Source organism: Photorhabdus kleinii, from assembly GCF_025384885.1.
Lineage (GTDB): Bacteria > Pseudomonadota > Gammaproteobacteria > Enterobacterales > Enterobacteriaceae > Photorhabdus > Photorhabdus kayaii.
On sequence record NZ_JAJAFY010000016.1, the window covers coordinates 33,241 to 46,651 of the forward strand.

Genomic DNA, 13,411 nt, shown 5'->3' on the forward strand with positions numbered 1-13,411 from the left:
AACTGCCCACGCCATAAATAATTTACGACGTGCTTGTAATCTTCACTACCAGTCTATACGCTACAATCCCAACGCATACTTAAGCACCGCTTTTTTCATTACGCTAGCCCGTTGAGCTGCCATCAGCGCCAGATTACGAGCAACTTTCAGCCCTGGTAATTCATTACTGAACACGGTGTAAAATAGATCCATTCCAGCTTGCATCATTAGGTTATCCGGCATTCTGCGGCGCTGATAACGCATCAATACTTCCAATGAATCCCACTGCTCTGTTAATTCTCTCGCCTTCACCAAAACATCAAGCAGAGTATTCACATCCCGATAACCAAGATTTACTCCTTGCCCAGCCAGTGGATTAATGGTGTGAGCTGCATCACCCAACAATACTAATCCTTCACGCACATAACTGTTAGCATGATGACGAATCAAAGGAAATGAACCGGCGGCAACGGGAGTCACTTTACCTAACCGTACAGGAAATGCCTGGAAAATCTCCTGTTCAAGTTGAGCCATTGACATTGCCTGTAATTGTCGTATGCGTGCCGGTTTGTCGTACCACACCAGCGAAGCCCATTGATCAAACAGTGGAAGAAGCGCTCTCGGGCCAGAAGGAAAAAACTGCTGCCAGGTAATATCCTGCTGTGGCTGTTCTGTTTTTACCGTGATCAACATACAAGACTGTCTGTACTGCCAGCCACGACTGCCAATTCCTGCCATTTGCCGAACCTGAGAACGAGCACCATCAGCCCCAACAATCAAGCGAGCTGTCATTTCTGTTCCGTCAGCCAGAGTCACCAACCATCCCATTTTCTGCCACTGCATTGATTGCAATACTGCCGGGCATAGCAAAATCAGATTGGGATATTTTTCAAACTGCTGCCACAGAGCCAGTTGCAAGATACGGTTTTCAACCATATAGCCCAACTCAGGCAGCCCTAAACTTTGTGCATCAAACACCAAATTAGAATCATTCTGTTCCCAAGTCTCTAATGTACGATACGGCGCACTGCGCATCTGTAATACCGCATCCCATGCGCCGAGTTGTTTGAACAAATCTACAGAAGCACAACTAATTGCTGATACGCGTACATCAGGCTGACTCTGTGTATCATAAGATTGTGGTGGTTGATGATCTAATAAAGCGACTTTCCAACCTTCCTGTGCCAACCCCAATGCTGTTGCAGCACCGATCATGCCAGCACCGACCACCACTACATCAAAAATCTGTTGTGAATTATTCATATCAGCCATGCTATTAACCCATTGATTAGTACAGTGTACCGAATTTTTAATTCTCCGGTAGAGAATATCCTGTTTAACAGTCTGGTCACTGCTCCTGCAAATGACTACAATATCCGACAACTTTATGCCTAATACACAATTGCTTTTGCCGTGTAATAACACTTTTCAGCGCGGTAGAAAGCTCGGATGCACAAGAAAATGTCGACGATAAAAAAACTGTATATTAAAACTTGGGGCTGTCAGATGAATGAATATGATTCATCTAAAATGGCCGACCTGCTGGAAAGTACTCACGGTTATCAGTTAACCGATGTCGCCGAAGAAGCAGACATTTTGCTATTGAATACCTGTTCAATCCGCGAAAAAGCACAGGAAAAGGTTTTCCATCAATTAGGCCGCTGGAAAAACCTAAAAGATACTAATCCCGATATCATCATTGGAGTCGGTGGCTGTGTAGCCTCTCAGGAAGGGGATTTCATCCGTCAGCGCGCTCAATGTGTAGATATTATTTTCGGGCCGCAAACATTGCACCGTTTACCTGAAATGATCAACCAAGTGAAAGGCACTCGCAGCCCGGTTGTTGATATCAGCTTCCCGGAAATCGAGAAATTCGACCGCCTTCCTGAACCACGTGCTGAAGGCCCATCTGCCTTCGTTTCTATTATGGAAGGTTGCAACAAATACTGTACTTTCTGTGTCGTACCTTATACCCGCGGAGAAGAAGTTAGCCGCCCATGCGATGATGTTCTGTTTGAAATCGCTCAACTTGCCGCTCAGGGCGTACGTGAAGTCAACCTTCTCGGTCAGAACGTGAACGCTTATCGTGGCGCCACTTATGATGGTGATATCTGCTCTTTCGCCGAGTTAATTCGTTTGGTCGCGGCTATAGATGGTATTGACCGTATTCGCTTTACGACTAGCCACCCAATTGAGTTTACAGACGATATTATCGCTGTTTACGAAGATACACCGGAATTGGTTAGCTTCCTACATCTACCGGTGCAAAGTGGCTCGGACCGTATTCTAACGTTGATGAAACGTGCCCACACAGCCCTTGAGTATAAAAGCATTATCCGCAAACTGCGTAAAGCACGTTCTGATATCTTGATAAGCTCTGACTTCATTATCGGATTCCCAGGTGAAACCCAAGATGACTTCGAGAAAACCATGAAACTGATCGCTGATGTCAATTTCGACATGAGCTACAGCTTCATCTATTCTGCTCGTCCGGGAACGCCGGCAGCCGATCTGCCTGATGACGTTAGCGAAGAAGAGAAAAAACAGCGCCTTTACCTGTTACAACAACGTATCAACCAACAAGCCATGAGCTACAGCCGTGCTATGTTGAGCAGTGTACAACGTATTCTGGTTGAAGGAACTTCCCGTAAGAATGTGATGGAACTTTCTGGCCGTACCGAAAACAATCGGGTTGTCAACTTTGAAGGCCAGCCTGATATGATTGGCAAATTCGTTGATGTTGAAATTGTTGATGTCTACGCCAACTCACTACGCGGTAAAGTTATCCGTACCGAAGATCAAATGGATCTTCGTACACACGAATCACCTGAGTCCGTTATAGCCCGTACCCGTAAAGAAGATGAAATCGGGGTCGGCACTTATCAGCCATAAATATAGAGATAATCAGTGATTCAACAAATTCATTCACAAATAGCAACTCAGGAAATTTTCCTCGAACCCGCCGACAATCAGCGCCTAATGAGCCTATGTGGTCCGTTTGACGACAATTTGAAGCAGCTTGAACGTCGGCTAGGTATTGAAATTAACCGTCGTGATAACCGTTTTAAACTGATGGGCAAACCGTTGTACGTTAGCACAGCTACCAATATCCTACGGCATTTATATACGGAAACTTCCCCTGTCCGTGGTGTGATCCCTGATATCAAGCCAGAACAGATTCATCTGGCAATTACCGAGAGCCGGGTTCTGGAGCAAACTGCCGAGAGCATACCCGAATACGGTAAATCCGTTAATATTCGCACCAAACGCGGCATGGTGAAACCACGCACGCCCAATCAGGCGCAGTATATTGCCAATATTCTTAGCCACGATATTACGTTCGGGATTGGTCCTGCTGGCACAGGAAAAACTTACCTGGCCGTTGCTGCTGCGGTTGATGCACTGGAACGACAAGAGATTCGCCGTATCCTGCTAACCCGTCCGGCCGTCGAAGCAGGCGAAAAATTGGGTTTCCTACCGGGTGACCTGAGCCAAAAAGTGGATCCGTACTTGCGCCCACTCTACGACGCTTTGTTTGAAATGCTCGGTTTTGAAAAAGTTGAGAAGCTGATCGAACGTAACGTTATTGAAGTTGCTCCATTAGCTTATATGCGAGGACGAACCCTGAACGACGCTTTTATTATTCTGGATGAGAGCCAGAATACAACCATCGAACAGATGAAGATGTTCCTGACTCGTATCGGCTTCAACTCCAAAGCGGTTGTTACCGGTGACGTTACGCAGATTGACCTGCCTCGTGGGCAGAAATCCGGTCTACGCCATGCCATTGAAGTTCTATCAGGCGTCGGCGAGCTGAGTTTCAACTTTTTCCACAGTGATGATGTTGTCCGCCATCCGGTGGTTGCCAAAGTTGTCATTGCCTATGAAGAGTGGGAAGCAACCGAGCAAAAACGCAAACAGGCACTCAGTGAACAACGCAAGCAGGAAGCACAATGAGTTCAGTAATACTTGATTTACAAATTGCCTGTGAACATTCACAAGGTCTTCCTGAAGAAACCCTGTTCCAGCACTGGCTGGACGGGGTTTTACCTCAATTTCAATCTGAAAGCGAAGTCACTATCCGCATTGTTGATAAGGCAGAAAGCCACGATTTAAATCTGACCTACCGTGGTAAAGATAATCCAACAAATGTGTTATCTTTCCCATTTGAAGCACCGCCAGAGGTTGATTTACCCTTGCTTGGCGATTTAATTATTTGTCGTCAGGTCGTTGAAAAAGAAGCGGAGGAGCAACAAAAAACAATAGAGGAACATTGGGCACATATGGTTGTCCACGGCTGCCTACATTTGCTGGGCTATGACCATATCGAAGATGATGAAGCTGAAGAAATGGAATCTTTGGAAACAGAAATTATGCAAAAGTTAGGTTATGTTGACCCCTATCTTGCAGAAAAAGAGTAACCATTCGTACCATTTTTATGCTAAAAAATACCAACAATAACTTATTTAATGGGAAATTTTCATTAAAACGCCATGAGCGACGACCATCCTTCAAGTAACGATAACCCTGGCCCTAAGAAAGGGTTTTTCACTCTTCTTCTTAACCAGCTTTTTCACGGTGAGCCAAAAAGCCGTGATGAACTGGTGGAATTGATCCGTGACTCTGAACAAAACGATCTGATTGATCCTGATACCCGTGATATGCTCGAAGGGGTAATGGATATTTCCGATCAGCGTGTCCGGGATATCATGATCCCCCGTTCTCAAATCGTTACCTTAAAACGTAATCAAACCCTGGACGAATGTCTGGATGTGATTATTGATTCGGCTCACTCTCGTTTCCCTGTGATCAGTGAAGACAAAGATCATATTGAAGGGATTTTAATGGCAAAAGACTTATTGCCATTTATGCGCACCGATGCCCCACCATTCAGCATAGATAAGGTTCTGCGTCAGGCTGTCGTTGTACCTGAAAGTAAACGGGTTGACCGCATGCTGAAAGAGTTCCGTTCTCAACGTTATCATATGGCAATTGTCATTGATGAGTTTGGTGGTGTTTCGGGCTTGGTCACTATCGAAGATATTCTCGAACTGATCGTCGGTGAAATTGAAGACGAATACGATGAAGAAGAAGATGTCGATATTCGTGCCTTGAGCCGTCATACCTATACGGTACGAGCGCTAACTCAGATTGAAGACTTTAATGAAGCCTTTAGCACCCAATTCAGTGACGAAGAAGTGGATACTATTGGCGGTCTGGTGATGCAGGCATTCGGTCATTTACCCGCCAGAGGAGAGTCCGTCGATATCAACGGTTATCTCTTTAAAGTTGCTATGGCCGATAGCCGAAGGATTATTCAGGTTTATGTTACGATACCGGACGATGCGCCAATACCTAACCTCGAAGAAGAATAAAATCTGAATGAACAAAGCTTCATTATTAAATTGCCAGCGGCTGCGCGCCTTACTGGCACTGTTTTTTGGAGCCAGTGGAACACTGGCTTTTTCGCCTTTTGACTTCTGGCCTGCCGCTATTATTTCCCTGTTTGGACTACAACTTCTGACTTTGAACAGAACACCCCGACAAGCGGCATTTATTGCTTTTTGTTGGGGATTTGGTCTATTCGGCAGTGGTACCAACTGGGTGTATGTCAGTATTGCTAATTTCGGTGGCATGCCAACCGCGGTCAATATTCTGCTGGTCATATTACTTGCCGCCTATCTCTCGCTCTATCCTGCTTTATTCGCTGGCTTACTCAATCGTCTCTTCGCAAAAACAAACGGGGTAAGGCTGGCTGTAGCAGCACCTGCATTATGGCAACTCACCGAATTCCTGCGAGGCTGGATTCTAACCGGTTTCCCCTGGCTACAATTCGGCTATAGCCAATTAGATGGTCCAATGAAAGCCATTGCACCAATTTTGGGTGTTGAGGCCATCACTTTCCTGTTAATGGCTGTCAGCGGGTTATTCGTTCTGGCCGTCATACATCGGAAAATAGCCGCTGGTATTATCGCTGCCGCCATTCTGCTATTACCGTGGTCAATACGCCATTATCAGTGGTACAGCCTACTACCTGAAAAAACTGTTGATGTCGCGCTGGTTCAGGGAAATATTCCACAGTCCCTGAAATGGGACCCCAAAATGCTCAGCGAAACGATGGACATCTACATGAGCAACAGCCTGCCATACATTGGCAAAACACCGATAATCATCTGGCCGGAATCTGCTATTCCTTCATTGGAAAGTTATCAACGCCACTTTCTAACAAAATTGGATGAGCTGTTACGCAATCAACACACCAGCCTTATTACCGGTATTGTCGATGAAAGAGCCGTTGGCAACAGTGATAAGATCTATAACAGCGTGATTGTCCTCGGCGATAAAAAGCCTTATCAATATCCGGCTGCTATTCGCTACGATAAATATCATCTGGTACCATTTGGTGAATTTGTTCCACTGGAATCGCTACTCCGCCCTCTGGCGCCATTCTTCAACTTACCTATGTCTTCATTCAGCCGTGGCAACTACATTCAACCACAGCTTTCTGTTGCAGGATATAACCTGACCACCGCTATTTGTTATGAAATTATACTGGGTGAGCTGGTTCGTGCGAATTTCAAACCGGATACTGAATTCTTACTCACTATTTCCAATGATGCTTGGTTTGGTGGTTCAATTGGCCCCTGGCAACATTTCCAAATGGCACGCATGCGTTCCCTCGAGTTAGGACGCCCATTACTACGGAGTACCAATAACGGTATTACAGCCGTTATCAGCCCAGACGGAGACGTGCAAGCAGCACTCCCACAATTTACCCGTAATGTTTTGGCAGCTAAAGTGACACCAGCAACCGGGATAACACCCTATGCTCGCTGGGGTAACTGGCCGGTATGGATAATTACCGTATTGTTCGCCCTGTTTGCCTTAACGTATAACCGCCGTAAATCTTAATTCGAATATCCATCTTGATTCGAATATCCATCTTGATTCGAATATCCATCTTGATTCGAATATCTATATAGCCAAAAGGGAGCAAAACTGCTCCCTTGAGATTGTCGATTTAACATTATTAATCGGCCCTATCAACCTATGGAATCGTCTGGCAATGGGAATGAAATATACCTTGCCCAATTCTGCCATTGACCCATGCTAACCCTCAATAACTGATATCACTCTATGTTATACAAATAACCTACTTAAACAACTTACTGGTATCAATTTTACCCTTCTTTATTATTTTGGCATGCTAATTGCTGTTATCTCTATGAATGAAAAGGAAAATAGCTGTTTCACTAACCAAAAATGGGAAAACGCACTAAAAAAATGATAATCACTCACCTTTATTGTGCAAGATAAACAACATTGTTCATTTATAGTGCGAGACAGCTCCCGAAATAGAAACAATTCATTTTCATTTCCTAACCCTTTTGTACTATTTTTTAACACTATATATACATATAACAGCAAATGATCCTCGATTAAAAACAAATCACAGAGAGACTTTTGCAAACACAACATCGCAACGATAACCACATTAAAGGAGTTGTATATGCGTATGCGTAACCTAGTATTAACCATGATGTTACTTGGCATGGCGGGGGCTGTTCAGGCCGAAGAATTAACGGGAACACTGAAAAAGGTTAAAGATGATGGAGTGATCATTGTGGGACATCGTGAATCCTCCGTACCTTTTGCTTACTACGATAACCATCAAAAAGTCGTCGGCTACTCTCAGGATTATTCTAATCTGATTGTTGAAGCAGTGAAGAAGAAACTGGACATGCCAAATCTGCAAGTAAAATTGATACCCGTGACTTCGCAAAATCGCATCCCATTGCTACAAAATGGAACTTATGATTTCGAATGCGGTTCCACTTCCAATAACCTTGAACGTCAGAAACAAGTCACTTTCTCTAACAGCATCTTTATTATTACGACGCGTTTGCTGACTAAAAAAGGTTCCGGTATAAAAGATTTCCCAGATTTGGCAGGTAAAAATGTCGTTGTCTCAGCAGGTACGACTTCTGAAATATTGCTGAATAAACTGAACGATGAGAAAAACATGAAAATGCGCATCATCAGTGCAAAAGATCATGGTGACTCATTCCGTACTTTGGAATCTGGCCGTGCAATCGCCTTTATGGTGGATGATGCACTACTAGCAGGTGAACGCGCCAAAGCGAAAAAACCTGATCAGTGGGAAATTGTTGGTACACCTCAGTCTAGAGAAGCCTATGGTTGTATATCACGCAAAGACGATCTTCAATTCAAGAAGCTGATCGATGAGACCATTGTTCAAGCGCAAACCTCCGGAGAGGCAGAGAAATCATTTGAGCGCTGGTTCAAACACCCCATTCCACCCAAGAACTTGAATTTGAATTTCTCTTTATCTGATGAAATGAAAGCACTATTTAAATCGCCAAATGATAAGGCACTTGACTAGAAATATAATTAAAAAAATGACTATTTGATTGGCGTCACAGGGTGCGAGGTGGTCGTTCCCTACCTCGCTTTTTTCTCAGCCAATCAATCGTTTTCAGGGGATCAAGCTACACCCTAACAGGGAGTATTATTATGTCAATCGATTGGAATTGGGGCATCTTTTTGCAAGCTGCCCCTTTCGGCAATACGACTTATCTAGGCTGGTTGATAGCTGGATTTCAGGTGACGATTGCCTTGTCTATCTGCGCCTGGATTATCGCTTTCATTGTCGGCTCACTGTTCGGCATCTTACGCACTGTTCCCAATAAAATATTATCTGGGATAGGTACCTGTTATGTTGAGCTCTTTCGTAACGTACCACTGATAGTTCAATTTTTTATCTGGTATCTGGTTGTACCTGAACTACTACCAGAAAAAATCGGTCTGTGGTTTAAAACTGAACTGGACCCTAATATCCAATTTTTTCTCTCATCCACTGTCTGTTTAGGTCTTTTCACTGCTGCTCGGATATGTGAGCAGGTTCGTGCCGCCATACAATCACTACCACGCGGTCAAAAAGCGGCAGGGCTGGCAATGGGGCTAACTCTGCCACAAACCTATCGCTATGTCCTATTACCCAATGCCTATCGAGTGATTATTCCACCCATGACATCAGAAATAATGAATCTGGTGAAAAACTCCGCTATTGCCTCCACTATTGGTCTGGTAGATATGGCAGCACAAGCAGGTAAGTTACTTGATTACTCAGCACATGCTTATGAAACATTTACGGCGATTACATTAGCTTATATCGGAATCAATCTGGTGATTATGCTTGCCATGCACTTGCTTGAGAAAAAAGTGCGTTTACCGGGTAATATTGGAGGTCAATAAATGTACGAGTTTGACTGGAGTTCGATTATCCCCAGTATCCCATTTCTGCTACAAGGCTTAGTCATTACCGCAAAAATCACGATTATTGCTGTTGTTGTCGGTATTCTCTGGGGAACCGTGCTAGCCGTTATGCGGCTCTCTTCGGTAAAAATACTGAGCTGGTTTGCCACTTTATATGTCAATCTGTTCCGTTCTGTACCACTAGTTATGGTACTGTTATGGTTCTACCTGATTGTGCCTAGTCTAGTGCAAAATGTTCTGGGGATTTCTCCGAAAACAGATATTCGTTTAATTTCAGCTATGGTTGCATTCGCCTTTTTCGAAGCGGCTTACTATTCAGAAATTATACGGGCGGGAATTCAGAGTATCTCCCGCGGGCAATCTTCGGCAGCACTGGCATTGGGTATGACACCAATGCAAAGTATGAGACTGGTTATCCTGCCTCAAGCATTCCGTGCGATGACCCCGCTGTTACTGACTCAGGGTATCGTACTGTTTCAAGACACCTCATTGGTGTATGTGCTCAGTCTAGCGGACTTTTTCCGTACTGCGGCAAATATCGGTGAGCGTGATGGCACTCAGGTCGAAATGATCCTATTTGCTGGTTTGGTTTATTTTATTATTAGTATTGCCGCATCTATGCTGGTTAACTATTTGAAGAAAAGGACTGTTTGATGATCTCCCTGAAAAATGTATCCAAGTGGTATGGCCAATTTCAGGTTCTCTCCGACTGCTCAACTGAAGTTAAAAAAGGTGAAGTCGTTGTGGTCTGTGGCCCATCTGGCTCAGGCAAATCCACCCTGATAAAAACGGTCAATGGCCTGGAATCCATCCAACAGGGTGAAATTCTGGTTAATGACATTAAAGTTAATGATAAAAACACCCATCTGGCACAACTACGCTCTAAAGTCGGCATGGTGTTCCAACATTTTGAGCTGTTCCCCCATCTCTCCATCATTGAGAATTTAACTCTAGCGCAGATTAAAGTGCTTAATCGCAATAAAAAAGCGGCGGAAGAAAAGGGGTTGAAATTACTTGAACGCGTTGGACTTGCCAGTCAAGCGAATAAATTCCCGTCTCAACTTTCCGGTGGTCAACAGCAACGTGTAGCAATCGCCCGAGCCCTTTGTATGGACCCGATTGCCATGCTATTTGACGAACCTACTTCCGCACTCGACCCTGAAATGATCAATGAAGTGCTCGATGTCATGGTTAAACTGGCAGATGAAGGGATGACCATGATGGTTGTTACTCACGAAATGGGTTTCGCTCGTAAAGTAGCCAACCGAGTTATCTTTATGGATGAAGGCAGAATTGTTGAAGATAGCAAAAAAGAAGATTTCTTTGCGAATCCAAAATCAGATCGCGCCAAAGAATTTCTCGCTAAAATTCTTCACTAACCTCATTTCATCCCCGGTGGTGGCTCCCGTCGCCATCGGATTTTCCCTCAGAACCTCTGTTTCTTATATATCAAATCAGATATGCTATGCCGACCTCATATTTTACCAACTAAATGATTGCTACAAACGTAGCTTTTTACTCACCATAGGATCATCGGTGCCATGCGAGAACAATACCGTCCAGAAGATATAGAGCCGCAAGTTCAGCTTCACTGGCAAGAGAAGCAAACTTTCAAAGTGACAGAAGACAACAGCAAAGAGAAATATTACTGCCTGTCCATGCTACCTTACCCTTCTGGTCGACTACACATGGGCCATGTACGTAACTACACTATTGGCGATGTTATCTCCCGCTATCAGCGTATGCTTGGCAAAAACGTTCTGCAACCTATCGGTTGGGACGCGTTTGGCCTGCCTGCGGAAGGTGCCGCGGTCAAAAACAATACCGCACCTGCTCCGTGGACCTATGCCAACATCGAATATATGAAAGGTCAATTGAAAACACTGGGCTTCGGTTACGACTGGGATCGTGAAGTCACAACCTGTACCCCGGAATATTACCGTTGGGAACAGTGGTTCTTCACCAAATTGTATGAAAAGGGCTTGGTTTATAAAAAAACCTCCGCAGTTAACTGGTGTCCCCACGATCTGACTGTTCTGGCTAATGAACAAGTGGTCGATGGCTGTTGCTGGCGTTGTGATAGCAAAGTTGAACGTAAAAAAATTCCGCAATGGTTTATCAAGATCACTGATTATGCCGAAGAGTTGTTAAATGATCTGGATACGCTGGAAGAGTGGCCTGAACAAGTCAAAACCATGCAACGCAACTGGATTGGTCGTTCTGAAGGGGTAGAAATCACTTTTGATGTGGCTGATAGTCAGGAGAAGCTGACCGTTTATACCACTCGTCCTGATACGTTCCTGGGTGCCACTTATGTTGCGGTTGCCGCAGGTCATCCTCTGGCAAAACAAGCAGCAGAAAATAACCCTGAACTGGTTACTTTCATTGATGAGTGCCGTAATACCAAAGTTGCAGAAGCAGATATGGCAACAATGGAGAAGAAAGGCATAGCAACCGGTATGTTTGCTATTCATCCATTGACCAAAGAAAAAGTGGCAATCTGGGTTGCAAACTTCGTCCTGATGGAATACGGCACCGGTGCTGTCATGGCAGTGCCTGGTCACGATCAACGCGACTGGGAATTTGCGACAAAATATAACCTGCCAATAAAAGCCGTTATTCTGGATAGCGAAGGCAATGAACCAAACGTCCATGAAGCGCCTGTAACAGATAAGAATATCCTGTTTAATTCCGGTGAATTTAGCGGCCTGAATCACGAAGATGGTTTCAATGCTATTGCTGATAAACTGGTGGAAATGGGCGTAGGTAAACGTAAAGTCAACTATCGTCTGCGTGACTGGGGAGTTTCTCGTCAACGTTATTGGGGCGCTCCTATTCCAATGGCAACGCTGGAAGATGGCACAGTTGTTCCGGTTCCAGCAGCTCAACTGCCAGTTATTCTGCCAGAAGATGTCAAAATGGACGGCATCACCAGCCCAATTAAAGCTGATCCTGAGTGGGCGAAAACCACTATCAACGGCCAACCAGCACTACGTGAAACAGATACCTTCGATACTTTTATGGAGTCTTCTTGGTACTACTCTCGCTACACCTGTCCAGATTATGACAAGGGCCTGCTCAATCCAGCAGCAGCTAACTATTGGCTGCCAGTTGACCAATACATCGGTGGTATCGAACATGCTATCATGCATCTGATGTATTTCCGCTTCTTCCATAAACTGATGCGTGATGCTGGCCTGGTCAATTCCAATGAACCCGCTAAGCGCCTGTTATGCCAAGGCATGGTTCTGGCCGATGCTTTTTATTACCTCGGCAAAGATGGTGAAAAAATCTGGGTTTCCCCAGCTGATACTATTGTTGAGCGTGATGATAAAAGCCGTATCATTAAAGCGATGGATAAAGAAGGCCATGAACTGGTTTATACCGGCATGAGCAAAATGTCTAAATCCAAAAACAACGGTATTGACCCACAATTGATGGTAGAAAAATATGGTGCTGATACCGTTCGCCTATTTATGATGTTCGCGGCTCCACCAGAGCTGACGCTAGAATGGCAAGAATCCAGTGTTGAAGGGGCAAATCGCTTCCTGAAACGTGTATGGCGCCTAGTTTATGAACATAGCAGCAAAGGGGCAACGCAACCGCTAAACATCACAAACCTGACAATGGAACAAAAAGATCTATTCCGAGATCTGCACAAAACCATTGCTAAAGTCACAGATGATGTCGGTCGCCGCCAGGCATTCAATACTGCTATCGCTGCCGTAATGGAATTGATGAATAAACTGGCCCGCGCACCACAGGAAACTGAGCAGGATCGCGCTCTGATGCAGGAGGCTCTGTTGGCGGTTGTCCGTATGTTGTCACCAATAACTCCTCATGCTTGCTTTATTATGTGGCAAGCTCTGGGTGGTGAAGGTGATATTGATACGGCTGATTGGCCACAAGCTGATGAACAAGCAATGGTTGACGATACCAAGTTAGTCGTCATTCAAGTTAACGGTAAAGTGCGTGGTCGTGTTACTGTGCCAGCCGATGCAGCTAAAGAATATGTTCATGATATGGCAGCAAAAGAGTACGGTGTGACGAAATACCTTGAAGACGTCACTATTCGCAAAGTCATTTATGTACCAGGCAAACTACTGAATCTGGTCGTCGGCTAATAAAGGAGGCA

Annotated in this window: 11 protein-coding genes; 10 read left to right on the top strand and 1 reads right to left on the bottom strand. The window is 44.7% G+C overall.

Features of this window, described 5'->3' with window-relative positions:
- Positions 1–60: 60 nt before the first annotated feature.
- Positions 61–1,242, bottom strand: a complete 1,182-nt coding sequence (gene ubiF / locus LG003_RS10175) for a 3-demethoxyubiquinol 3-hydroxylase (protein ID WP_262980678.1) — start codon at positions 1,240–1,242, stop codon at positions 61–63.
- Positions 1,243–1,440: 198 nt separating this feature from the next.
- Here ubiF and miaB point away from each other — a divergent pair, with 198 nt between their 5' ends.
- The 10 genes from miaB to leuS all read left to right on the top strand — a co-directional run bounded on the left by miaB (position 1,441) and on the right by leuS (position 13,400).
- Positions 1,441–2,871, top strand: coding sequence for a tRNA (N6-isopentenyl adenosine(37)-C2)-methylthiotransferase MiaB (gene miaB, locus LG003_RS10180; RefSeq protein ID WP_262980679.1), 1,431 nt, complete (start codon positions 1,441–1,443; stop codon positions 2,869–2,871).
- Positions 2,872–2,958: 87 nt separating this feature from the next.
- A complete protein-coding gene (locus LG003_RS10185) occupies positions 2,959–3,936 on the top strand; it encodes a PhoH family protein (protein WP_192881024.1) in 978 nt (325 codons plus the stop codon).
- Positions 3,933–4,400, top strand: a complete 468-nt coding sequence (gene ybeY, locus LG003_RS10190) for an rRNA maturation RNase YbeY (protein ID WP_112878085.1) — start codon at positions 3,933–3,935, stop codon at positions 4,398–4,400. The genes LG003_RS10185 and ybeY overlap by 4 nt, the downstream gene beginning before the upstream one ends.
- Before the next feature lie 72 nt (positions 4,401–4,472).
- A complete protein-coding gene (gene corC, locus LG003_RS10195) occupies positions 4,473–5,354 on the top strand; it encodes a CNNM family magnesium/cobalt transport protein CorC (protein WP_036776710.1) in 882 nt (293 codons plus the stop codon).
- Positions 5,355–5,361: 7 nt separating this feature from the next.
- Positions 5,362–6,891, top strand: a complete 1,530-nt coding sequence (lnt, locus tag LG003_RS10200) for an apolipoprotein N-acyltransferase (protein WP_262980665.1) — start codon at positions 5,362–5,364, stop codon at positions 6,889–6,891.
- A 598-nt stretch (positions 6,892–7,489) separates the two neighbouring features.
- The gene (locus LG003_RS10205) at positions 7,490–8,383 is read left to right on the top strand and encodes an amino acid ABC transporter substrate-binding protein (RefSeq protein WP_112878083.1); all 894 of its coding nucleotides are present in this window, start codon (positions 7,490–7,492) and stop codon (positions 8,381–8,383) included.
- 131 nt (positions 8,384–8,514) lie between these two features.
- Entirely contained in the window at positions 8,515–9,255 is a 741-nt protein-coding gene (locus LG003_RS10210; RefSeq protein WP_112878082.1) for an amino acid ABC transporter permease, read from the top strand.
- Positions 9,256–9,930 (top strand): glutamate/aspartate ABC transporter permease GltK, encoded by a 675-nt coding sequence (gltK, locus tag LG003_RS10215; protein WP_112878081.1) that lies wholly within the window; start codon positions 9,256–9,258, stop codon positions 9,928–9,930.
- On the top strand, positions 9,930–10,655 hold the full coding sequence (locus tag LG003_RS10220) for an amino acid ABC transporter ATP-binding protein (RefSeq protein WP_112878080.1): 726 nt from the start codon (positions 9,930–9,932) through the stop codon (positions 10,653–10,655). Before gltK ends, LG003_RS10220 begins: the two co-directional genes overlap by 1 nt.
- A gap of 162 nt (positions 10,656–10,817) precedes the next feature.
- Positions 10,818–13,400: a leucine--tRNA ligase gene (gene leuS / locus LG003_RS10225; protein ID WP_262980666.1), complete on the top strand. Its 2,583-nt coding sequence runs from the start codon at positions 10,818–10,820 to the stop codon at positions 13,398–13,400.
- Positions 13,401–13,411: the final 11 nt, after the last annotated feature.

What these genes read in the sequence shown, in the direction of transcription:
- lnt (WP_262980665.1), top strand. Translation starts at nt 5,362, where the DNA reads ATGAACAAAGCTTCATTATTAAATTGCCAGCGGCTGCGCGCCTTACTG.
- gltK (WP_112878081.1), top strand. Translation starts at nt 9,256, where the DNA reads ATGTACGAGTTTGACTGGAGTTCGATTATCCCCAGTATCCCATTTCTG.
- leuS (WP_262980666.1), top strand. Translation starts at nt 10,818, where the DNA reads ATGCGAGAACAATACCGTCCAGAAGATATAGAGCCGCAAGTTCAGCTT.
- LG003_RS10210 (WP_112878082.1), top strand. Translation starts at nt 8,515, where the DNA reads ATGTCAATCGATTGGAATTGGGGCATCTTTTTGCAAGCTGCCCCTTTC.
- LG003_RS10205 (WP_112878083.1), top strand. Translation starts at nt 7,490, where the DNA reads ATGCGTATGCGTAACCTAGTATTAACCATGATGTTACTTGGCATGGCG.
- LG003_RS10220 (WP_112878080.1), top strand. Translation starts at nt 9,930, where the DNA reads ATGATCTCCCTGAAAAATGTATCCAAGTGGTATGGCCAATTTCAGGTT.
- LG003_RS10185 (WP_192881024.1), top strand. Translation starts at nt 2,959, where the DNA reads ATGAGCCTATGTGGTCCGTTTGACGACAATTTGAAGCAGCTTGAACGT.
- miaB (WP_262980679.1), top strand. Translation starts at nt 1,441, where the DNA reads ATGTCGACGATAAAAAAACTGTATATTAAAACTTGGGGCTGTCAGATG.
- ybeY (WP_112878085.1), top strand. Translation starts at nt 3,933, where the DNA reads ATGAGTTCAGTAATACTTGATTTACAAATTGCCTGTGAACATTCACAA.
- ubiF (WP_262980678.1), bottom strand. Translation starts at nt 1,242, where the DNA reads ATGAATAATTCACAACAGATTTTTGATGTAGTGGTGGTCGGTGCTGGC.
- corC (WP_036776710.1), top strand. Translation starts at nt 4,473, where the DNA reads ATGAGCGACGACCATCCTTCAAGTAACGATAACCCTGGCCCTAAGAAA.